Origin of the sequence: Fusobacterium sp. IOR10 (assembly GCF_010367435.1) — a bacterium.
GTDB lineage: Bacteria > Fusobacteriota > Fusobacteriia > Fusobacteriales > Fusobacteriaceae > Fusobacterium_B.
The window spans coordinates 1-23,690 of the sequence record NZ_WJWY01000028.1; the positions used below are offsets into that span (position 1 = coordinate 1).

23 protein-coding genes are annotated in these 23,690 nt (G+C 26.9%); 19 read left to right on the forward strand and 4 right to left on the reverse strand.

All coding sequences use genetic code 11. The annotated features are described in order from the left end of the window. From GIL12_RS08065 to citF, 4 genes are all read left to right on the forward strand, one after another. On the forward strand, positions 1 to 131 hold a 131-nt coding region (locus GIL12_RS08065), incomplete at its 5' end, for a sodium ion-translocating decarboxylase subunit beta (protein ID WP_163469151.1). A gap of 41 nt (positions 132 to 172) precedes the next feature. After that, positions 173 to 436: a citrate lyase acyl carrier protein gene (citD, locus tag GIL12_RS08070; RefSeq protein ID WP_163469977.1), complete on the forward strand. Its 264-nt coding sequence runs from the start codon at positions 173 to 175 to the stop codon at positions 434 to 436. Next, entirely contained in the window at positions 436 to 1,335 is a 900-nt protein-coding gene (locus GIL12_RS08075) for a CoA ester lyase (RefSeq protein WP_163469978.1), read from the forward strand. The genes citD and GIL12_RS08075 overlap by 1 nt, the downstream gene beginning before the upstream one ends. Before the next feature lie 14 nt (positions 1,336 to 1,349). Further along, entirely contained in the window at positions 1,350 to 2,903 is a 1,554-nt protein-coding gene (gene citF, locus GIL12_RS08080) for a citrate lyase subunit alpha (protein ID WP_203522579.1), read from the forward strand. Between the two features lie 48 nt (positions 2,904 to 2,951). Here citF and GIL12_RS08085 read toward each other — a convergent pair whose 3' ends face one another. Then, positions 2,952 to 3,905 (reverse strand): L-lactate dehydrogenase, encoded by a 954-nt coding sequence (locus GIL12_RS08085; protein ID WP_163469980.1) that lies wholly within the window; start codon positions 3,903 to 3,905, stop codon positions 2,952 to 2,954. A gap of 283 nt (positions 3,906 to 4,188) precedes the next feature. Here GIL12_RS08085 and GIL12_RS08090 point away from each other — a divergent pair, with 283 nt between their 5' ends. The 6 genes from GIL12_RS08090 to GIL12_RS08115 are packed head-to-tail and all read left to right on the forward strand — an operon-like array spanning position 4,189 to position 8,998. Next, on the forward strand, positions 4,189 to 5,106 hold the full coding sequence (locus GIL12_RS08090) for a metal ABC transporter solute-binding protein, Zn/Mn family (protein ID WP_163469981.1): 918 nt from the start codon (positions 4,189 to 4,191) through the stop codon (positions 5,104 to 5,106). Between the two features lie 10 nt (positions 5,107 to 5,116). Beyond that, positions 5,117 to 5,830: a metal ABC transporter ATP-binding protein gene (locus GIL12_RS08095; protein ID WP_163469982.1), complete on the forward strand. Its 714-nt coding sequence runs from the start codon at positions 5,117 to 5,119 to the stop codon at positions 5,828 to 5,830. A gap of 11 nt (positions 5,831 to 5,841) precedes the next feature. Next, complete coding sequence (locus GIL12_RS08100) at positions 5,842 to 6,675, forward strand: metal ABC transporter permease (RefSeq protein ID WP_163469983.1); 834 nt, start codon at positions 5,842 to 5,844, stop codon at positions 6,673 to 6,675. Position 6,676: 1 nt separating this feature from the next. Beyond that, positions 6,677 to 7,528, forward strand: coding sequence for a metal ABC transporter permease (locus GIL12_RS08105; protein WP_163469984.1), 852 nt, complete (start codon positions 6,677 to 6,679; stop codon positions 7,526 to 7,528). Beyond that, positions 7,500 to 8,147, forward strand: coding sequence for a metal-dependent transcriptional regulator (locus GIL12_RS08110; RefSeq protein ID WP_163469985.1), 648 nt, complete (start codon positions 7,500 to 7,502; stop codon positions 8,145 to 8,147). The genes GIL12_RS08105 and GIL12_RS08110 overlap by 29 nt, the downstream gene beginning before the upstream one ends. Positions 8,148 to 8,182: 35 nt before the next feature. After that, positions 8,183 to 8,998, forward strand: a complete 816-nt coding sequence (locus GIL12_RS08115) for a nitroreductase family protein (RefSeq protein ID WP_163469986.1) — start codon at positions 8,183 to 8,185, stop codon at positions 8,996 to 8,998. Positions 8,999 to 9,045: 47 nt separating this feature from the next. Here GIL12_RS08115 and efp read toward each other — a convergent pair whose 3' ends face one another. From efp to GIL12_RS08130, 3 genes are read right to left on the reverse strand one after another with little or no spacing between them, the layout of a single operon-like run. Beyond that, positions 9,046 to 9,609: an elongation factor P gene (efp, locus tag GIL12_RS08120; protein ID WP_163469987.1), complete on the reverse strand. Its 564-nt coding sequence runs from the start codon at positions 9,607 to 9,609 to the stop codon at positions 9,046 to 9,048. 13 nt (positions 9,610 to 9,622) lie between these two features. Continuing rightward, on the reverse strand, positions 9,623 to 10,786 hold the full coding sequence (gene earP, locus GIL12_RS08125; protein WP_163469988.1) for an elongation factor P maturation arginine rhamnosyltransferase EarP: 1,164 nt from the start codon (positions 10,784 to 10,786) through the stop codon (positions 9,623 to 9,625). A gap of 2 nt (positions 10,787 to 10,788) precedes the next feature. After that, positions 10,789 to 11,751, reverse strand: coding sequence for an NADH:flavin oxidoreductase (locus GIL12_RS08130; RefSeq protein ID WP_163469989.1), 963 nt, complete (start codon positions 11,749 to 11,751; stop codon positions 10,789 to 10,791). Between the two features lie 179 nt (positions 11,752 to 11,930). On the opposite strand from GIL12_RS08130, the gene GIL12_RS08135 reads away from it, so the two are divergent. The 9 genes from GIL12_RS08135 (at position 11,931) to GIL12_RS08175 (ending at position 23,533) form a co-directional block, all read left to right on the forward strand. After that, positions 11,931 to 13,535: an ABC-F family ATP-binding cassette domain-containing protein gene (locus GIL12_RS08135; RefSeq protein ID WP_163469990.1), complete on the forward strand. Its 1,605-nt coding sequence runs from the start codon at positions 11,931 to 11,933 to the stop codon at positions 13,533 to 13,535. Between the two features lie 38 nt (positions 13,536 to 13,573). Beyond that, positions 13,574 to 14,116: a DJ-1/PfpI family protein gene (locus GIL12_RS08140; protein WP_163469991.1), complete on the forward strand. Its 543-nt coding sequence runs from the start codon at positions 13,574 to 13,576 to the stop codon at positions 14,114 to 14,116. Positions 14,117 to 14,254: 138 nt separating this feature from the next. Beyond that, positions 14,255 to 14,719 carry a hypothetical protein gene (locus tag GIL12_RS08145; RefSeq protein WP_163469992.1) on the forward strand — a complete coding sequence of 155 codons (465 nt, stop codon included), beginning with the start codon at positions 14,255 to 14,257 and terminating at the stop codon, positions 14,717 to 14,719. A gap of 19 nt (positions 14,720 to 14,738) precedes the next feature. Then, a complete protein-coding gene (locus tag GIL12_RS08150; RefSeq protein WP_163469993.1) occupies positions 14,739 to 16,859 on the forward strand; it encodes an HD domain-containing phosphohydrolase in 2,121 nt (706 codons plus the stop codon). A 27-nt stretch (positions 16,860 to 16,886) separates the two neighbouring features. Next, positions 16,887 to 18,344 carry an ABC transporter substrate-binding protein gene (locus GIL12_RS08155; protein WP_163469994.1) on the forward strand — a complete coding sequence of 486 codons (1,458 nt, stop codon included), beginning with the start codon at positions 16,887 to 16,889 and terminating at the stop codon, positions 18,342 to 18,344. A 17-nt stretch (positions 18,345 to 18,361) separates the two neighbouring features. Continuing rightward, a complete protein-coding gene (locus GIL12_RS08160; RefSeq protein WP_163469995.1) occupies positions 18,362 to 19,210 on the forward strand; it encodes a hypothetical protein in 849 nt (282 codons plus the stop codon). Positions 19,211 to 19,239: 29 nt separating this feature from the next. Then, positions 19,240 to 21,864: a hypothetical protein gene (locus GIL12_RS08165; protein ID WP_163469996.1), complete on the forward strand. Its 2,625-nt coding sequence runs from the start codon at positions 19,240 to 19,242 to the stop codon at positions 21,862 to 21,864. 14 nt (positions 21,865 to 21,878) lie between these two features. Beyond that, positions 21,879 to 22,772, forward strand: a complete 894-nt coding sequence (locus GIL12_RS08170) for a toxin-antitoxin system YwqK family antitoxin (RefSeq protein ID WP_163469997.1) — start codon at positions 21,879 to 21,881, stop codon at positions 22,770 to 22,772. A gap of 5 nt (positions 22,773 to 22,777) precedes the next feature. Further along, positions 22,778 to 23,533: a molecular chaperone gene (locus GIL12_RS08175; protein WP_163469998.1), complete on the forward strand. Its 756-nt coding sequence runs from the start codon at positions 22,778 to 22,780 to the stop codon at positions 23,531 to 23,533. Positions 23,534 to 23,690 lie beyond the last annotated feature (157 nt).

Consider the following 23,690-nt stretch of genomic DNA (forward strand, 5'->3'; position numbering starts at 1 on the left):
GAGTAGTACAAAAAGTTGGTCAAGAAGAAAATCCTGCAAACTTTTTATTAATGCATGCAATGGGACCAAATGTTGCAGGAGTAATAGGGTCAGCAGTTGCAGCAGGGGTATTATTAAATATATTTGGATAAAATATTATAAATAAATACTTAAAATTAAAGGAGATAAAGATATGATTGGAATTTGTGGAAATGAAAAAAATTCTGATGCTTTGGTTACTGTAGATTTAAATTGTAACGGTATTGAAGTTGAAGTAGAATCTAAACTAAAAAAAATGTTTGGAAAATTAATGGAAAAAGCAGTTAGAGAAGTTTTAGAAGAAGAAAAAGTAGAAAATGCAAAGGTTAAAGTACAAGATTTCGGAGCTTTAGATTTTGTAATAAAAGGAAGAACAAGAACAGCTTTGCATAGAGCACAACAAGGAGATGATAAATAATGGGTAAAGCTACTAGAGCACCAAAAAAATCAAGAAGAACAATGTTATTTTCTCCAGCTAATAATCCTAAAATGTTAGCTATGGCCCATCTTTATGGATCTGATTGTGTAATATTTGATTTAGAAGATGCAATAAAGTATGCAGAAAAAGATGCAGCAAGAGATTTATTTGCAGAAGCTTTAAAAACTATAGATTATGGGGATACTGAAATATATGCTCGTTTAAATCCACTTTACACAGAATTTGGAGAAAAAGATGTAAGAGTTTTAGTTCCAGCAGGTCTTAGATATATGAGACTAGCTATGACAGATACTCCTGAACAAATAAAAGAATTAGATGCTTTATTAACAGAAGTTGAAAAAGAGCATGGAATAGAAATAGGTTCTTGTAAAATACAAGCATCTTTAGAAACTCCTACAGCAGTGAACAATGCTTATGAAATAGCAACAGCCTCAGATAGAGTAGTAACAATGTCATTTGGAGCTGAAGATTTTACAAGAACATTGGGAGCTGAAAGAACAAAAGAAGGAAAAGAAATATTTGTAGCTAAAAGCATGGTAGTAATGGCTGCAGCAAGAGCTGGTATAGATGCTATTGACACTGTTTGGGCTTTCCTTGATGATATTGAAGGATTCAAAAAAGAAATTCAAAATTCAGTAAATATGGGATTTGCTGGTAAATCATGTGTACATCCATCACAAATAAAAGAAATTCATAGTATTTTTACTCCTAGTAAAAAAGAAATTGAAAAATCATTAATAATTGTAAAGGCTGCTGAAGAAGCTGATATAGAAAATGGTGGAGTAATTCAAGTGAATGGTAAAATGATTGATATACCAATTATTTCAAAAGCTCAAAAAGTTGTAAATCTTGCAAAAGCAGCAGGAGTTATTAAGTAAGGGAGATGAATAAATTGAAAATTATAAAAAATAAAGTTGATAGAGAATTACCAGAATATATAGAAGGTTATGGAGAAGTAAAACCATATGCAGGACCTTTTGCTACAAAACCAGAAGGGAAAAAATATGCTCCAACTAAAAGTTTTTCTAAACCAGGGGATAAAAAATTAGTTGAAACAATAAAAGAAGCAATAGAAAAATGCGGGTTAAAAGATGGTATGACAATTTCTTTTCATCATCATTTAAGAAATGGTGACTATGTTTTAAATATGGTTATGGATGAAATAGCAAAAATGGGAATTAAAAACATAAATTTAGTAGCTTCATCACTAACTAAGGCTCATGAACCAATCTTAGAACATATTAAATCTGGTGTTATAACAGGGATTAACACTTCAGGATTAAGAGGAACAATAGCTAAAGAAATTTCAAAAAATAATATTTTAGGAAAACCAGTTATTTTTAGAACTCATGGTGGAAGAGCAAGAGCTATTGAATCAGGAGAAATAAAAATAGATGTAGCTTTTGTAGCAGCTCCTACTTGTGATACTCTTGGGAATATGAATGGTCATCAAGGAAAATCAGCTTTTGGAGCTATGGGATATCCTATGGTTGATGTTAAATTTGCTGAAAAAGTAGTAGCAATAACAGATAATTTAGTTCCATTTCCATTAAAAAGTATATCAATAGAAATGACAGATGTGGATTATATAGTTGAAGTTGAAGAAATTGGTGATCCAGAAAAAATAGCTACAGGTGCAACAAGAATAACTAAAAATCCTCAAGAATTATTAATAGCAGAAAAAGCATCAGAAGTTTTAATAGCTTCAGGAGTTATTAAAAATGGTTTTTCTTTCCAAGCAGGATCAGGAGGATCATCTCTTGCTGTTTGTAGATTTTTAAAAGAATACATGAGAGAAAATGAAATAAAAGGATCTTTTGCTTCAGGTGGAGCAACAGGATATTTAGTTGAATTTTTAGAAGAAGGATATTTCGATGCATTATTTGATACTCAAAGTTTTGATACATCAGTTATAAAATCTTTAGGTAAAAATGTAAATCATATAGAAATGTCATCATCAATGTATGCTAATCCTCATAATAAAGGATGTGTTGCTCATCAATTGGATATGATGATATTGTCAGCGACAGAAATAGATACAGACTTTAACATTAATTCATTGACTGGATCAACAGGGATGATTATGGGAGCTCAAGGTGGAGCACCAGATACAGCAGCAGGAGCTAAGCTTACAGTTGTTGTTGCTCCAACAATGAGAAAAAGAATTCCAATAGTTACAGATAAGGTAACAACTGTAGTTACTCCAGGAGAAACAGTGGATGTATTAGTTACAGAAAGAGGGATTTGTGTAAATCCAAGAAGAAAAGATATTCAAGAAGCTTTGGATAATGCAGGAATAAAAACAAAAACAATAGAAAAATTAAGAGAAGAAGTTGAAAAATTAACAGGCAAACCTGAAAAAACTCAGTATTCAGATACAATAGTTGGAGTTGTAGAATATAGAGATGGAACAGTTATGGATGTTATAAAACAAATAAAAAAATAATAATTAAAAAGAAATCTCATTAACTATTAAGTTAATGAGATTTTTTATTTAATACGTAAGACTTAAATTGAAATTTTTTCTCATTACTTCGCATGAATTAGAAAATTCTTTTAATTCACTATCATTTAAAGGTAATTCAATAATATCAACAACTCCATCTTTTCCAACTATCGCAGGAACACTAGCATAAACATTTTCTTGTCCATATTGACCTTTTAATAAAGTTGAGACCATACATACTTTTCTTTCATCAGAAAATATTGTTTTAGCTATTTCAACACAAGAAGTTCCAATACCAAATTCTGTAGATCCTTTTCCTTTTAGAACTATCCATCCTCCAAGTCTTGCATCATTTGCTATTTTTTCCAAATTAAGATGTCCATAAGTTTCTGGATATTCTTTCATTAAATCACATAGGTTTTTTCCAAAAATAGAAGCACAAGACCAAGGGACCATTTGACTTTCTCCATGTTCTCCCATAACATATGCATAAATAGATTTTTGATCTATATTTAATTCACGGGATAAGACTTTTCTTAATCTAGAAGAATCAAGGGTAGTACTTGTTGATAGTATTCTTTCAGAAGGGTAACCTATATTTTTTTGTAAATAATGTGTGATAACATCTGCAGGATTTGAAATATTTATTATAATTCCACTAAATTTAGATTCTTTAATTCCTTTAACAATTGGTTTTATGCATTCTATTGTATCTTTTAAAGTATCCATTCTAGTTTGATTCATATTTGGAAGAGGTCCAGCTGAGATAACGATTATTTCAGCATCATCTATATCTGAATAATTACCAGTTTTAACATTTACATTATGAGGTAAATATACAACAGCATCCTCAGTATCTTCAGCTTGTGCAATAGCTTTATCAGTGTTAGTGTCAATATATACTAACTCATCACAGGCTCCTTGAGTTACAAAGGAAAAACCAACATGGGACCCAACGTGTCCTGCTCCAATAATAACAACTTTTCTTAATTTAATGTCCATAATTACTTCCCTTCATTATTAATATTTGTTTAAGTTTATCCGCATATGATATCATTTTTTTAGAGAAATTGAAAGGTAACAATAAAAAAAAATTCTTGTTCCTTTATTTTTTTGTTAATATATGATTTTATCATCATTAAAAACGAAACAATATATAATTTTATGTTCGAAGATAGCTAAAAAAAGCTTGATTTTTGTTTAGTTAAGGGATATACTAATGAATGTGACATATCTGTATTAAAAATATTTTAAGGGTAGCCTTAAAATAGAAAGGAGAATAGTAATGAAAATTATAAAAAGACTAGAAATATTGATTTTAATGATTTTTATTTTAGGTTGTGGAAGACAAGATAAAGTTGACCAAAAAATAAATGAAAAATTAAATGTTATAGCTACTACAACTATGCTAGGTGATTTAGTCAAAGAAATTGGAGGAGAAAAGGTTAATGTTACAATTCTTATGAATAATGGAGTTAGCCCTCACTCTTACCAACCTAAGCTAAGTGACACAAAGAATATAATGAAGGGAGATTTATTAGTTGTTAATGGTCTTTACTTGGAAGGTAAAATGGAAGAGTGTTTAAAAAATATAGACAAAAATAAACTTCTTGTTATTGGAGATGAATTGAACAAAAATAAGCTTATTTTAATGGAAAGCGGAGAATATGATCCCCATATATTTTTAAGTTTAGAGTTGTGGAAGGATGCAGCTGAAATATTAGAGAAAAGATTAATAAAAATGGATGTAAAAAATCAAGATTATTATAAAAAATCAAAGGATGAGTATATAGAAAAATTAAGTAAATTAGATGATTATACAAGAGAGCAGTTGAACAAAATAGATAAAGATAAAAGAATATTAGTAACTTCCCATAGAGCTTTTAATTATTTTGCAAGGGAATACTCATTTGAAACTAATTATGTTAAGGGTATTTCTTCTGAAAGGGAGATTGGAATAAATACAATTAATAATTTAGTAACTTATTTAAAAGATAGAAGAATAAAAACAATATTTTTAGAAAATTCAGCTCCAGAAAGCATATTAAATACAATTGTTCAAACTAGTGCAAGACAAAATTGGAATGTAAAAATAGGTGGAAAATTATATGTAGGTTCTCTTGGTGATAAGGAAAGTGGTGCAGACACATATATAAAATACTATAAAAAAAATATAGATACAATTGTTCAAGGATTAAAATAAGGAGAGAAATATGGAAATAGCCATCTCTATAAAAGATTTAACAGTTTCATATGAGGACAAAAAAATATTATCTAATATTAATATGGAAATACCTAAGGGGAAACTAATAGGTATAATAGGACCAAATGGGGGAGGGAAATCCACATTTATCAAAGGAATTTTAAATATAGTTAAAAAAAATTCTGGAATTGTAAAATTTCAAGGGGAAGATTATAGAAAATATTTAAAAAAAATAGCCTACATACCCCAAAGAGATACTGTGGATTGGGATTTTCCAACAACTGTTTTAGATGTTGTTATTATGGGATCTTATGGCAGATTAGGTCTATTTAAAAGTCCTGGGAAAAAAGAGAAAGAAAAAGCGATTAAAAATTTAAAAAAGCTAAATATTGAAAAATATTTTGATAGGCAAATTTCTCAATTATCAGGGGGAGAAAAACAAAGAGTCTTTATAGCGAGGGCTCTTATGCAAGAAGCAGAGATATATTTTATGGATGAACCTTTTCAAGGAGTAGACATAAAAACAGAAAAAGAAATTATCGAAATATTAAAAAAATTAAAAGAAATGGGGAAAACTGTATTGGTAGTTCATCATAATCTAGAAAAAGTTAAGGATTATTTTGACTATTTAATTATGATAAATAGGAAAATAGTTGCTATAGGAGAAACAGAGGATATTTTTATAGAGGAAAATATCAACAAAACTTTTTATAGAAATTATTAACAGGGGAAAATATGGAAACTTTAATTGCTAATAATTATATATTAATTATAGTTATAATAGGAACTACTTTAATAGGGTGCGTTTCAGGAATATTAGGAACAATAATAACTTTAAGAAAAGAAGCATTAGTTGGAAATGCCTTAGCTCATGCTAGTTTTCCAGGAGTGATTCTTTCTTTTATGATTATGAAAAATAAAAACATGGAATTATTATTAATTGGAGCAGGTTGTTTTTCTGCAATTTCATTGATTATTATAAAAAAAATAAAAAAATATTCTAAAATAAAATATGATTCCTCTTTGGCTTTAATTTTATCTGGTTTTTTTGGTCTAGGTCAGGTTTTATTATCAATAGTCCAAAATACAGGTAATCCAAATCAATCAGGTTTAGAAAATTTTATATTTGGAGAAGTTGCTACAATTTTATTTTCAGACATAGAAATTATTTCAATTATTTCAATTATAGTTATTTTTATAATAATTTTATTAAGAAAAGAAATAAAATTATTTATATTTGATGAGGAATTTTTTAAAAGTTTAGGATATTCCTCTAAAATTTTAGATGGGTTAATAACAATATTGGTTATAGTTGTAATAATGATAGGAATTAGATTTATTGGAGTAATATTAATGACGTCAGTACTTATTGCTCCTAGCATTGCTGCTAGACAATGGAGTAATTCTTTTTACAACAATTTAATTTTATCTGGTTTTTTTGGTGGAATATCTGGTTTTTTAGGTACTCTTGTAAGTCTTAATAATCCAGATTTATCAATAGGACCTATTATAGTTGTTATATCAAGTTTAATTGCAGTGACATCTATAATATTTAAGAAGGTGAAATAAAATGAATTTGGAAATTTTAAGCATACTAATATTAACGTCATTTACTTGTTCTTTAATAGGAGTTTTTATTTCTCTTAGGAAAATGGCCATGCTTATGGATGCAATAAGTCATACTGTTTTGTTAGGAGTTGTTCTAGTTTATTTAATTACAAAGGATATAAATTCTCCATTTCTTATTATAGGAGCATCTCTTATTTGTGTACTTACTGTTTGTTTAATAGAAATTTTATCAAATACAAAGATAGAAAAAGGAGCTGCAATAGGATTAATCTTCCCACTATTTTTTAGTATAGGGGTATTAATAATGGACAGAGAATTGAAAAATTCACAAATAAGTGTAAATTCAGCTTTATTTGGAAAATTAGAGTTTATAATTTTCCAAAGATTTAAAATAAATGATTTTGATTTAGGACCCTTAGCATTATATATAGCTTTAATTATAGCCATTATTACAACGGTATTCATACTATTTTTTTATAAGGAACTAAAGCTTATTTCTTTTGATGAAATTTTTGCAAAAACATCAGGAGTGTCAGTTTTAATAGTACATTATCTATTTTTAAGTTTAATTTCAATAACTGCAGTAGCTTCATTTAATGTTGTAGGAGTTATTTTAGTAATAAGTTTAATAATTGGTCCTAGTATTACAAGTTTGTTATTTACAAAGGATTTAAAAAAAACCATATATTTATCTATAGTAATAGGTATTTTTAATAGTTTGTTAGGTTACACAATAGCCTTTAAATACGACATAGCAATATCAGGAGTAGTATCTAGTGTAAATATTGGAGTATTTTTATTGGCTTTATTTGTAAGGGGGATGAATGAATATTACAGAAGAAAATTATCTTAAAATAATATATGAATTATCTAATGAAAATAAAAAGGAATATGTAAAAACTAGTGATATAGCTCTTAAAATGAAATATACTGTTCAAAGTGTTTTGGAAATGATAAAGAAATTAGCAGATAATTTTCTTGTGGAATATGTTCCATATAAGGGAGTGAAATTAAGTGTAGAAGGTAGAGAGCAAGCTATTAGATTAGTTAGAGTTCATCATGTTTGGGAAGTTTTTTTATCAGAATTTTTAAATCTTGACTGGACACAAGTTCATACAGAAGCTGAAAAATTACAACATGTTAGTAGTGACATAGTGACTAATAAATTATATGATTTTTTAGGAAAGCCTAAATTTTGTTGTCATGGAAGTCCAATACCTAATGAAAATGGTGAAATAGAAAATATTTCTAAAAATTCAATAATCCAATTGAAAGAAGGGGACAAATTTATTTTAAAAAGAGTTATAGATAATATAAAGTTACTTAATTTTTTAAGGGATAATGAAATTAAATTATATGATGAATTTGAAATATCAAGATTAGACGAGTTTAATGAAATAATTGTTCTTAAAAATAAAAAAGGAAAAGAAATTTATATAAATTTTTCAAATTGTAAGATGCTATTTTATTAAAAAGGATTGAAGTCTATTTAACTTAGGGGGAATAAATGTTTAGAGTAGATAATGAAAAATGTGTTGGATGTGGTCTTTGTATAGAAGATTGTTTTGTAAAGGATATTACTTTTATCAAGGATAAGGCTTTTATAAAAAATAAAGATTGTATAAAATGTGGTCACTGTATTGCCATATGTCCTGTTAATGCTGTTTCTACAGATGAGTATAATATGAATGAAGTCATAGAATATGACAAAGAAACTTTCCATGTTAAGAGTGATAATTTATTAAATTTTATAAAATTTAGAAGAACAATAAGAAAATTTAAAGATAAGGAAATAGAAGAAGAGAAACTTTTAAAAATTATTCAAGCTGGAAGGTACACTCCAACAGCTGCCAATGTTCAAAATGTTTCCTATGTGGTAGTTCATGATAAAATTCAGGAATTAAGGGAATTAGTATTAGAATCTTTAAATAATTTAGCTGAAAAAATTATGAAAAATTCAACTATTGAAAAAGAATTGAAATATGCTAGAATTTGGAAAATGATGTATAAAGTTTTTAAGAGAAATCCAAATAAACAAGATAGTCTTTTCTTTTTTTCAAAAAATATAATAATAATAACTTCACCAAACGAATTAAATGCAGGTCTTGCTTCATCCAATATGGAGCTTATGTGTAATGCACTTGGTCTTGGAGCTTTATATAGTGGGTTCTTTATATTAGCTAGTCAAAATAGTGATAAAATAAAAAAATTCTTAAATTTAGAAGAAAATACAAAAATTGTAAATTGTATGATTATTGGATATCCAGATGTTAAATATTTGAGAACTGCACCAAGAAAAGAAAGTTCAATTAAATGGATGTAAAAAAAAAGAAGAGATATTCTCTTCTTTTTTTACTATTTTTATTACTATTATTTTTTTATTCTTTCAACATATGTATTGTTTCTTGTGTCTATTTTGATCCATTCCCCTTGTTCTACAAATAAAGGTACTTGAATTTCAAATCCTGTTATTAATTTAGCTGGTTTAAGAGCTTTTCCTGTAGTATCTCCTCTTAATCCTGGTTCTGTATATTCTACTTGTCTTTCAACAAATGTAGGTAATTCTACGCTAACTGGAGTTTCTTCATAATATTGAATTTCAACTGTCATTTCTTCTTCTAAATAATTGATTGAGTTTCCTAAATCTTCTTCAGTTAATTCAATTTGATCCCAAGTTTCTGGATTTGAAAAAATATAATTATCTCCATCAGAATAAGAGTAAATAGCAGTTACTCTTTCTAATCTTATATCATCTACTTTATCATCAGCTTTAAGAACTGTATCTACTGTATTTCCAGCTAATAAATTTTTCATTTTTAATTTCATTACTGCTGAATTCCTTCCTGATTTATTAAACTCAGCCTTCATTACGATAAATGGAACGTTTCCTATTCTTATAGTAGACCCTTGTCTTAATTCTTGTGCTACTTTCATTTATTATCCCCCTTTAAAATCCTTTTATATACGTTTTTAATTTTTCCACCAAGTTGCATTTTTCAGTTAAAAAAACACTGTATTTTTGACAAATATTTTCTATTACAGAAAAATTTTCAAATAAAACTGAATAATTTTCATTTCCAAATTTCAAAGAATTTTCATCCCTATCATTATAATCTCTTAAAAGTTTTTTATATTTTTTAAAAATATCCTTTTCCTTGTTAGAAAGGCTGATACTTTCTTCAAATCTATCTATGAAGGCATTTAATTTGTCCATATGAACCCTATCTTCTTGCAGATATATGTGCCATAAAAAAGGTTTTCCTAGAACTAAAGCTCTAATAATAGAATCCTCACCTCTAGTAAAATTAAAATCTGAAGCAGAAATTAATTCTTCATAATCTTCTTGAGATAAAAAATTCATATTCTTTATGATTATTTTATCATACTTGATAAAATTTCCAAAATTTTCAATAAGATTATTTTTTAAAATTTTTGAGATACTTTCTTGAGTTTTATCCCCCATGAGAAATAAAACTGTATCTTTATTCATTCTATTTAATTCTATTAATAAATTTTCAAAATTCTTTTCATAGGAAAAAATTGTACCAACTATTTTATCTTTGAAAGATATTTTTGGAAAATATTTTTCCAATATTTTATATTTATTTATTTTACTATAATTTTTTCTTTCTATGAAAGTTTCATCTACTATGATTCCTCCACTTTCATTAGTAAAACCTGGCATATAAAAAATCTTTTTTAAACTTTTAGAATCTATTAATGATTCTTTTAAATGAAAATCTTCAATCCATTTTTCTCCTGAAAGATACTCTAAGTTTATCCAAAGTTTTGACTTTTCTTTAGCTATATCTATATAATCTTTAAATATATCGCAACCGAAAGCCTCTATTATTATATCAGAAACTCCAAGTTTTTTTAATTCTTTTTTTAAAAAATATTTTTTTATATATATAATGTCATCTATCTCTTGATAATTTAAGTCTTTAGCTTTAGGATTGATTTTCAATAATTCTTCTAATTTATTTAGAATTATTCTTATTCGAACTTTCCCATAGACTCTTTTTAATTCCTTAGCTAGCCTATAAATAACTCCTATATCCCCATAGTTATCAATAACCTCACAAAATATATCAATAGTTTTAGGAATCATATCTACACCTCATTTGTATTATTTCTTTTTTTATAGGAAAGGATAGCTTTATGCATCCATCTTTTGGTAAATATCATAGCTCTTCCCACAGCAACTAAATCTAGCAGATTATTTTCTATTAAATAACTTACTTGTGTTTCTTTTTTTATATTTCTAACACCTATAACTGGGATATTTAAATTTTCTCTTATTTTAATTCCCATGTAAATTACCCAATCTAGTGGGAAATCTTCAGGGAAGTCATTTATTTTAACATTTTGTCTAAAACTATCATCTGGAATTCCTGTGGAAACATGAAGTAGATCAATCCCTAACTCTTCAAGATATTTTGCTATTTTGATTCCATCTTCAAGACTAGGTTCATTTCCACCCATTCTATATCCCAATATAAAGTTATCATCAAATAAATTTTTTGTTCTTTGGATTAAAGTTTTGTTAAAATACATTCTTTTTTCAAAACTTCCACCGTATTTATCAAATCTAGTATTGTGAAGTTTAGAGTTTAATTGACTTAATAGGTATGTGTGAGCTCCATGAATTTCTATTCCATCAAAACCAGCTTTTTTTGCTCTTTCAAAAGCAAGGACAAACATATCTAAAATATTATCTAGCACTTCTTCTTTAACTAAATTGAAATCTTTTTTAAAGCCTGCATGATGAATTTGTATTAACATGGGAACACTATATTTTTTACCAATAGCAGATATTTTTTTTAATCCGTCAATAAAGGAATCATCCCATAAACCAAGTTGATTATCTCTAAGTTTACCATTTTTATCCACGCAAGTTGCTTCTACTATAATCATTCCAATTCCATCTCTAGCTATTTCTTCATACCAATTCAAAAGTTTTTCCGTAACTTTCCCGTCAGTTCCGATCATTGAAAATCTAACTAAAGGTGGCAAAACAACTCTATTCTTTACTTCTATATTTTTTATTTTTAAAGGCGATAACATATTTTTCATTTTTCTTCCTTGGTTAATTTAATTTATTTTTTAACAAAGAATATAATAACATTATATTTATACAACATCAAGATTTTTTTTATATATTATTGGTTATTTAGTATTCCAAGTTTTAATTTACTTAAATTTATGATATAATACTCTGGATATAATAAAATAATTAGGAGGAATATTAATTAATGATTTCAACAAGCAATCTTACTATGAGATTTCCAGATAAAAAACTATTTGAAGATATAAATATAAAATTTACACCTGGAAACTGTTATGGACTTATTGGTGCCAATGGTGCTGGTAAATCTACTTTTGTTAAAATATTATCTGGTGAAATGTCACCAACTGAGGGAGACGTTATTTTAGACAAAAATAAAAGAATGGCTGTTCTTTCTCAAAATCACTTTGCTTTTGAAGAAATTAAAGTTTTAGATGTTGTTCTTATGGGACACAAAAAACTTTGGAGTATAATTGAAGCTAAAAATGCAATTTATGCAAAGGAAGAATTTACTGATGAAGATGGTATGAAAGCTGCTGATTTAGAAGGAGAATTTGCAGAATTAAACGGATGGGACGCTGAACCTGAAGCTGCAATGTTACTTACTGGTTTAGGTGTAGAAGCAAAATATCATGAATCTCTAATGAAAGAATTAGATGAAAGTCTAAAGGTTAAAATATTACTTGCTCAAGCTATTTTTGGAAATCCTGATGTTTTATTACTTGATGAGCCTACAAATGGTCTTGATATAAAAGCTGTTACTTGGCTAGAAAATTTTCTTATAAATTTAACAGATACTACTGTAATTGTTGTATCTCATGATAGACATTTCTTAAATAAAGTTTGTACACATATAGCTGATATAGATTTTGGTAAAATAAAAATGTTTGTTGGAAACTATGATTTTTGGTATGAATCTAGTCAATTAATGTTAGGACTTCTTTCTAATAAAAATAAAAAGATAGAACAAAAAAGACAAGAATTACAAGAATTTATTGCTAAATTCAGTGCCAATGCTTCAAAATCAAAACAAGCTACTTCAAGAAAAAAACAACTTGAAAAATTACAACTTGAGGATATGCAAGTTTCTAATAGAAAATATCCATTTATTGAATTTAAACCAACTAGAGAACCTGGAAATAATATGTTGAAAGTTGAAAATATTTCTAAATCGATAAATGGAGTTAAATTATTTGAAAATTTATCATTTACAATAAATAATACTGATAAGGTTATATTTATTTGTGATAATGATATATTAAAAACAACTCTTCTTTCTATCTTAGCAGGAGAAATGGAACCTGATTCAGGTACGGTTACTTGGGGGGTTACAGTTACATCAGCTTATATGCCTAAGGATAATTCCAAATATTTTGATGGTATTGAAGAAAATTTAGTTGATTGGTTAAGACCATATTCAACAGACAAACATGAATCATTTATCAGAGGATTCCTAGGAAGAATGTTATTTACAGGGGAAGAATCTCAAAAGAAAGCTTCAGTTTTATCAGGAGGAGAAAAAGTTAGATGTATGTTATCTAAAATGATGATGTCAGGAGCAAATGCTTTATTATTTGATAATCCAACAGATCATTTGGACCTTGAATCAATTACATCTTTAAATAAAGCTCTTTCTAAATTTACTGGGACTGTTTTATTTTCAGCCCACGACCATGAATTTATTCAAACTGTAGCCAATAGAATTATTGAAATACTACCTGATGGAAGTGTTATTGATAAATTAATGGATTATGACGATTATATTCAAATGAAAATAGATCAAGAAAAATAAATTTAAATGTTTTTATTCAAAGGAATGGAGGTATTCAAATGAAAAAAGTATATGTTTTATTAGCTGAAGGTTTTGAAATTTTAGAAGCAATGGCTCCTATTGATATTATGAGAAGAGCTGGGATAAAAGTTGTAACTTTATCCATTAACAAAACTCTTGAAGTAAATTCAGCTCAAGGGGTTATGGTTAAAGCTGATGAATTATTTAAAGATTACAAAGATGCTAGTGGTATATTTTTGCCAGGAGGATATTCTGGATATGAAAATCTTTTTAAATCAGATGAAGCTATGGAATTAACTAAATATTATTTAGAGAATAATAAATTAGTAGCTGCAATTTGTGGGGCTCCTTCTTCCTTAGGAAGAAGAAGAATGATTGATAATAGAAATATTACTCTACATTTTGGTTGTTACGATTTAGTAAAAGATTTCTGTAATATAATTAAAAAGCCCATTGTTTTAGATGGTAATTTGCTAACTGCAAGTGGTTCAGGTTATTCTCAAGAACTTGGATTTGAGATTTTAAAATATTTGACACCTGATAAAATAGATGAGGTAAAAAAAGGCATGACACTTAAATAAAATTTTTGTTCCTTCAGTTTAAAACTGAAGGAATTTTTTATTTTAGTTATAAAAAACATATTAAGTTTCTTTCTATTGATTATTTTATAAAATTAAGGTACAATAAATTCATAAGAGTTAAACAGTTAGGAGGTAGAAATGAAAAAAATATTTGGTTGTTTAATTATATTATACACACTGCTGTTTTCTATAGTGCAAGGAAGTTCTAAAAAGGATGGACAAATTGAAATTGAAGTTGAGTTGGAGATAGTTACAAATTTAAGTGTTCAAGTTGATCCTATGGATTTTGGGGATCAAATTCCAGGTAGTACAAATGTAAAAATAACCAGTAATATAACTGTAGAAGGTGAATCTGAAAGATATGTATTGGTTGAGTTTGTAGATAAAAATAATTCTAGCAATAGTGGTTTTGTAGATTTAATTAATAAAAGTAATAGTTCAGAAAAACAAAGGGTCTATTTGGAATTACAAAGTTCAAAAGATGGAAGTTTATACACTTCTGACGGAAAAGTGAAAGATAAAATAGTTGGGACAATTAATGAAGTAGTTGATTATCCAGGATACTATGAAGGTTCAGCAATTGTTAAAGTAAGATATGACTAATTACAAAAATGGAGGATGTATGAAGAAAATAATATTAAGTTTAATGATATGTTTATTTAGTTTTTCCTTTGGGGAAAATGAAATAAAAGTAAACATACCTTTAAAAACCACTGATATGTATCTTTATAAAAATCTTGAAATAGGTGAATATGAAGGGGTTTATACTCATTTTCTAGAGGGAATTTCAAATAAGGTTATTTATAAAGTAGATGACAGTTTTTATAACGATAATAGCAATGTGAGTAAAGAAAGTTCAGTGACTGTGAGGACCTTTGAAGATGAAAATGATGAGGACAACTATTATATAAAAACTCCAATTAGGTATACAGTGACAGTTTTAACTAAAAAGGATTCTTTTGTAAAAACAATGAATGATTTGAATAATTTAAATATAGGATACGTGAAAGAAAGTCAAGGTTTAAAGGAAATAGAAACAAGGTTTAGAAACGTAAAATTCATTGAAAATTCTTTTAAAAATAGAGAAAAAGCATTAGAAGCTCTTAAAAATGGTTTGGTAGAAGCTTTGATAATAAAAGATTGGCTTAATTATTATGATGATGATAAGTTTACAAGAGTTATAGAGAAAATTAACTATAAAGAATGTATAGCTATAGATAAAAACAGAAAAGATATTTATGAGAAGATTAAAGCTCAATTTGATAATTTTAATAACGAAGAAATAGATAAAATTATCAATATAGAAAGAACCAAATACTATAAATATATTTTAAAAGATACTCCAAATTATTCAATAGTTAAAAATAAATTTAAAGAGATAAAAGTTAATTTGCCAGGAGATAAATATATGATTCCTTTCTATTATTCTTATAAAAAAGGATACAAGGGAATTACAATAAAGGTTCTTGAAGAAATAGAAAAAGTTTTAGATGTACCTCTTGCATTTACTAAAGACACGGGAGATATAAAACCTATTCTTATTAGAAATAAGGAAAGTTTAAAGGATTATACTTTCACAAAACCTTATTATGAAAGTAAAGTAACTATAGCAAACAGAATTAGAGATGGGTTTATTGAAACTATATCTGATTTGGATAATAAAAAAATAATAATAAGAAAAGATAGTGGAATTAAGGATTATATTGAAAGCAGAGTAAAAAATCCGCATATTATAGAAGTAGATACTTATCAAGATGGATTAGATAAACTTCTTAGTGGAAAAGGGGAATGTTTAGCAGGTTATTTTGGTTCTGTAAATGGAATTATTTCAAATAATTTTATAGAGGGAAAAGTTAAAATAGCTGGGATATTAAATGATAGTCTAAGTATAAGTGTTGCAATTAATAAAGATCAGCCAGAATTGTCCCAGTTAGTTAGAATGATTGTCGAGAGTTTCGATGTTGATAAGACTATTTATGATGATTCATTAACAAAAAATATTTTAGTTGCTAAAAATTATAAATTAATGGCTAAAATAGGAATTCCATTGTTGATGTTTATTGTGATTTTAATAATAGTTTTAATAATTTCAGAAAAAAATAGAAAAAGAGCTGAAGAATTAGGATATATGCTTGTAAAAACATTGGAAATGGCTAATAAGCTAAATGATGAAGATACAGGGGAGCACACTAAGAGGTTAGGAATGTATGCAGAAGTTTTAGCTTTGGACATTGAAAAATTTACAAAAAAAGAGATAGAAGATATAAGAAAGTATGCAACTGTTCATGATATTGGTAAGGTTACTATTCCTGCAAATATTTTAAAAAAACCAGGAAAATTAACAGAAGAAGAATTTAATATAGTTAAAGAACATGTTAACTCTGGATTTGAAATAGTTAAAAATTTAAAATTAGGTAAAATAGCTGAAAATATAGTTAGATTTCATCATGAAAAGTGGAATGGAATGGGTTATCCCCTTGGTCTAAAAGAAAGCGAGATCCCATTGGAAGCAGCATTAGTAGGGATTGCAGATATGTATGATGCATTGAGACAAGAAAAGGCATATAAGAAAAGTTTAAATCATGAAGAAACTGTTAAAATAATAAAATTAGAATCAGGTAAAAGTTTTTCTCCTGAAATAGTAAAGTGTTTTATTAAGAATAATAAATTATTTGAAAAAATTTATGAAAGCAACAAGGAAGCAGTTGAGTTGGCTGGAGAGTTCTATTCTGCTATAAAATGATAGCTTATTAAAAGAAGAGGTGAAATTTTGAAGAAATATTTATTAATAATAGTATTTCTTATATCTAATATAATATCTTTAGGGGAAGACTCTAATATAGAAAGTATTTTTATGGAAGAAGTTAGGAATAAAAATGAGATTAAAAAGGAACTTAATATTATTCAGAGTACTAAAATTCAGACTTTAGATCCTATAAAAATGCGTGATCAATATTCAGAAAGAGCTGTAAAGTTGATTTATAACACATTATTTGAGATAAAAGATGGGAAAGTAATACCTTGGTTAGTTAAAGACTATAAATGGGAAGATGAGAGAACCTTATTTATAGAGCTAAAGGATGGTATATTGTTTCATAACGGGAGTGAATTATCTTCAAATGATGTAAAATTTACTTTTGAAAGGTTTTCTGAAAAAGGAGCTTTAAAGGATACTTTTGAAGAAATAAGAAACATAAAAATTATAGATAATAAAAGGTTAATAATAAAATTAGAAGAAGGAAACAGTATATTTTTAGAAAAATTAACATATGCCTCTAGCTCCATTGTTAAAAAAACAAAAAAAGGAATAACTGGAAGTGGTAGGTTCTATCCTGTTGTTTTTAATAATGGACAGGTTGTTTTAAAAAGATATTTAAATTATTTTAAAGGGAAATCAGTTATTAGAGAAGTGAGATTTACCCATGAAATTAATGATAAGAAAAAAATGACTTCACTTTTTGATGAGGGAAATGATGTGGCATTTGATGTAAGTGAAAAAGCATTCAATGAAGCTAAAAAAGAGGGAATAATTCCATCTGATGTTTTAGTTAGAAAAAATAATTTAATGGAAAGTACTGTATTTAGATTTGGGAAACAAAATGAAAATATTTATACAAGAAAAAATAAAAAATTAATAGAAAAAATGATCAATAGAGAAGAAATTTCAGAACTTATAACAGGGAATAAATTAAATAGCGCCAACACATATTTTCCAAAAGATTTATTTAAAGCTGAATTGTCAAAGACTGAAAATAATTCTAGCAAAAAATTAGTTTTAAAAGAATTAAAAAATAGTCAGTTAAAAAAAGAAATAAATCTAATGATATTAAATAATATGTTTGATATGGCTAAGATTATAAAGGAAGAGTTTCAACAATATGGAATTAAAGTAAATATTTTACCACATAATCTTGATTCGTATTCTATGAAAATAAAAACAGGTGATTATGATATAGCTCTTTATAATATGGTTTATAAAGATGATTATATTTTGCTTAATATTAGAAATATTTTATTAAACGATTTAAAAAATGTGGATTTATATAATGCTATTGAACCTTTCTTAAAGATAGCCATGGACGAAAAGGATAAGGGAAAAAGAGATCAAATTTTTGATAAGATAGTTCAGCTTCTTTATAAGGAGTTGCTGTACATTCCAATAATTCATGAAAAATTACTAGTTGTAGGTTATAATAAATTAGATAAAATATATGATGTGGAAAAATAAAAGGTGGTTAGATGATTATGAAAAAAAATATAATATTAATATTGTCCTTATCAATCAATATGCTAACTTACTCTAAATTTTTTGGAAATGATTCTCATAGCTCACTTACAGCTGATGTTAAAATTGGAAAAATGGAAAATGTTATAACAGGAGTTTCCAGAAGAAAATTAGCAAGTAATGAAGGAATAGTTATAACTTTAAAACAAAAGAACAAGTGGAAAGTTGAAAATTTAAAGATAGAGGCCCTTCCAACAAGGGATCATGTGGATTTTTTATCAGTACCAGTTGGAAAAGTTTACGATTTTAGATATTATGTGAATGATAAAGAGGTAAGTGTTGGAGATACAATTTCATTTCCCAATGGTTCCACTAAGATGGAAATGAAAATTTTAGCAACTTATGCTGGTTATTATTGGTCTTATCCACCGTATACAACTAATAAAGTTTTAACAGATAATATAGGTAGAATAAAATTAAGGTATGATATTCCTGAGACTGGAGAAAGAAATAAAACACTAGATATATCACAATTATATTATGAAACTTATGTTATTCAAAAAGTTAAAGTAAATGTAAGTGGAAAAATGGATTTTGGACAAGTTATAGCAGGGGAGATAGCCAATGCAGATGTGGATGTGGATGTTTATTTTTATAATAATAAAAGCACATATGAGATTCCAGATTCAATGAATATAGAAAATTACAATGGAGACACTTTGAAAGTAAATTTAAGTAGTTTTGTTGATAATTATAGCGGATGGGATTCCCATAGTAGAATTAAAATATATGGAAGTGTAAAAACAGAAAAAAGCACACCTTCAGGTAAATATAAAGGTAGTTTTTATGTTAAGTTTAGGTTTAAATAATGTTAATATAATTGTCGCTGGGAGAAAATATGGGTATACTTAAAAACAATTTAAATAAAATTAAAGTGTTATGTATTTTTACTATAGCTTTTAATATTTCCTATTCATTTACAGGTGATTATAAAAATTATGAAGATGCTTATGTTGAAATTAGAGCTAGAAGAAAAACAGATGATTTTTTCATGGTAAAATATGATTATGAAAATGATAAAGTTTTTGTTGGTATAAAATCACTTTTTTATTTTTTTGAGATCTATGGAATGAATATAGATGCAAACTCAGGAATGGTCTCTGGTGAAGTGGATGGTAAAAATTTTAAAGTTACATTTTCTAAAAAGAATTATTTTGTTGCTGATGAAGATATGTTTGTGAGTATGGAAAGTTTAAAAAAATTAAATATAAAAGATCCAACATATGATTCTTCTCAATTAAGTATAACCTTAGATCCTTTATTCGAACTACCTGCAGAAGAAAGAGAAAAAAGTAAAATAAATAGGTTGAAATTTGATCAATCAGCTGAGGAAGAAGAAGTTAGTATAGATTATTTATCAAAGGGAAAATTATTTACACCAGGACTTTTAAATTTAAATTATTATCAAGGAGATATTGAAGATAGTGAAAACAGTTTTTATTTTGAGTACGCTAATCAATTGTTATATGGAGATTTTTATTTAAAACAAAAGTTTAGCCCTGAAACTGAATTAGATACCTATAGGTTAACATATCATAATATTTTTAAGAAAAAATCCTTAATATTAGGAGATATTTCAATGGAACTTCCAGGATTTGTAGATGTTGATAGTGGTGTAAAAGGGATATATCTAGGTGATGATAATACTTATATAACTAAATCTGATGAAGATGGCTATGTTAAAATTATAGGGAAAGCTCAAAATGCAGATATTATAGAACTTTATCAAGGGCAAGCATTAATAGAATATATAAAACCAACAGAGGAAGAATTCGAATTTGAAATTAAAGATAAATCTTCCAGAGGAGAATATAATTTAAAAATATATTATAAAGATGGGAAAATAGAAAATAGAAAAGTTTATACAGCTAGCGATAGTAAACTATTAAATCAAGGCAAATTTGATTACACAGTTCAAATGGGAGAAACAGAGGATGAAAGAGATATACAAAAATATGCAAATGTAAGATATGGCTTAAATGATTCAGTTACAGTTGGAATAGGGGCCTATGATTTAAAATCAGATGAAAATATAAATTACAGAATTTTAAAAAATAATGTTGTATTTAAATTAGGAGAAGGTAGAGATAAAACAATTGCTAATTTTACAAACTATTATGAAAATGAAACTAAAAGTAATAACTATGAGCTAACAGTTAGTCATAATATTAAAGATGTTAATTTAACATTTGAAAATGAAAAATATGGAAAGAAAATAAAAACTCAAGAGGGAATATCAGATTATTATAGGTTATCAGCAACTAAAAATTTTAATAATAATTCAGTTGAGATAGGGTATAAAATAGAAAATGATGAAAATTCTGATAAAGAATATGAGTATTCAATAGATTTAGAAAATAGAAGTTTTTATCAAACTGCTTTTGGAATAGAAATAACAATGACTAAAACAGATGAAGGTTCCTATATGACTTATAGCCCTGAGGTTAGTTATTATGGAGTTGAAAATATTAGTTTTATATTAAGAGCAGATTTTCAAGGATCTGAAAATGGAAGTGGTCTAGAATCAGATTATACATTTAAAGCTTATACTAAAAAATTACAGTTTCCTAAAACAAATTTATTTTATGATGTTGGGTTGTCAGCAGAATACTCTGATGAAGATAAGTTTTTTGCTTCCTTAGATTTTACACTTTATTTTAATGATCATATAGATATTGAAACTCCAATTTATGCTGATGATGAAACGTTTACTGTTGGATTAAAGGCTGAAAAAGCTATAGACTTATCTAATGTTAGAAGGAATATAAAAAATGTTGACATTGAAAAATCATGGATATTTGGTAGAGTATATTTAGATTCCAATAGTAATGAAAAATATGATGTGGGAGAAAAATTATTAGAGAATGTGGGGATGTCTTTAGATGGAGAGACTATACTTACAGACAAAAATGGAAAATATTTTATAGATGGTATACTACCTAATAAAATTCATGAGTTATCTTTAAATAGACGAACAATTGATCCAATGCTGAAAAGCATTAAAGATAAGGTAACTCTTGTTACAAGAGCATCTGAAGGGATTAAAATAGATATACCTGTGGCTCCAGTATCAATGATTAGTGGTAATATGTGGATGGGAGAAAAAATAAATGATAAGAAATTTATAAGAATTATAAGTATGACTAATATTTCTTTAGAAAAAGATGGGAAAATATACAAGGAAATAGATCCAGAGTATGATGGGTTATTTTTCTTTGAAGATGTTATTCCAGGAAAATATATAATTAAATTTAATTATTTAGGAGATGAAAAAATTAAATTTAGTAAAATAGAAATACCAGTAACAGTTAAATTAGAAAGTGATGAGGAGGGAGGTTATTTTGAAGGATTAGATACAATAATAGAAATTGACGATACCCCTATAGAAACAGATGATAATTCAAAAATAACAGAAGATGAAGAAGAGTCAGAAGATATAACAAATATATTAAATAACTTTTAAAGGAGAAAATTAAATTGAAAAAATTATTTATTTTATTTAGTCTAATGTTAGTTTTTTCTTTTGAAATTTTCTCAAGAGAAAGAATAGAAAATATAGACAAAAAATTATTTAAAGGTGGAATAGTTTATGTGAAAACTGAGAACACACCTTATACAGGAAAATTAACAGGAAAAAATATAGTTGAAGTATATAAAAATGGAATAAAAGATGGATATTTTAAAGGAATAATTAAAATAGAAGAGGAAGTTCTTTTTTATGAAGGAAGATATGTACAAGGTATAAAACATGGTATTTGGTATTTGAAATACAGTAATGGAGTAACTAAAGCTATTATGAAATATAATTATGATAGACCCCATGGACATTGGTCATATTTTTACCCTGATAAATCTATGGAAGGATATGAAAATTTAAAAGATGGCTTATTATTTGGAAAAGTAGTACAATATAACAAGGATGGTAGTTTAAAAACCACAGTAAATTATAAAAATGGACTTCTTGAGAACGAAGGAACATTTTTCTATAATAGTGGAAATTTAAAAGCAGAAACTAATTTTGTATTAGGAAAGTTAAATGGTTCTATTAGAATTTATTCTGATGGTGGAAATATATTATTAGATGGACATTATATTAATAATAGAAGACAGGGGAAATGGGTAATGTTCTATAGAAATGGGGATTTGAAAACTACCATTGAATATAAAAATGGTTTAAAAGATGGTGACTTAGTTATATATGATAAGTCTGGAATGATTTTAGACGTTGCAAAATTTAGAAATGGTTTGGAAATTGGAAGTGGAGAAACAAAGGCACCTAAGCTTAGAGATAATATAGTTGGGATGTTTAAGAAGTTTAATAGGGATTTAAAGTATGAAAAATACAATAAAATATTAACAGAAATGGAGTGATGTGTATGAAAAAATTATTAATGTTATTTGCAGGAACTTTGATGTCAATTCAAATTTTTGCATTTAACTTTAGTGTTGCCCCAACAAGGTTTGAAGTTAGTTTAAACAAAATAGCGACTAACGAGGTAATACTAATGAACAATACTGCTGAGCCTATGAGAGTATCAACTTTTTTAGAAGCTCCAGAAGATTATGGGAAATATAATTTAAATGATAATATTAAATTATATCCTAAACTAGTTTCCATTAAACCAGGTGGAAGACAAATTGTTAGATTTAGAGTTAAACCAAGCTCTAATATGGAACCAGGGGAATACAAAAGTTACATTGTCTTTAAAGAAAAAGAAGGTCAAGTAAAGAAAGTTGCAACTAATGTTGAAGAAAGTACAGGTGTTGGTGTTCAAATTAAAATGTTAGCTGAAATTGGAATTAGTATTTATGGAACTTACGGGGAACAAATTGTAAAAGGAAGTTTAAGCAATTTCTCTGTTAAATTAGCTAATGATAATAATGTGATTATGGGATGCGACGTTGTTTCAAATGGAAATGCAAGTTTAAAATTATCTAGAAAACTAGAAATATTAAATGAAGCAGGAAAAGTTGAAAAAGTTTATAACACTGAATTTGGTAGAAGTGCAAGAACAGGTAAAAATAGAATTGATAATTCAATGAATGTGGATAATATTAAAGGTAAAAAAATAAGAGTAACTATAACAGATCAATTGGACAAAGTCTTATATAGAGGAACTCATACTTTATAGTATATATTAAAAGGTCTTAACTTTAAATAGTGGTTCTTTGTCAACTGGTGTTGGTGGAGAAAAATAAAAAAATAAATAATGTTTTTGTTCCTTCAGCTTTATGCTGAAGGAATTTTTATTTTTGTTAAATTGCTATAAATTAAAATTCTATTTCTTA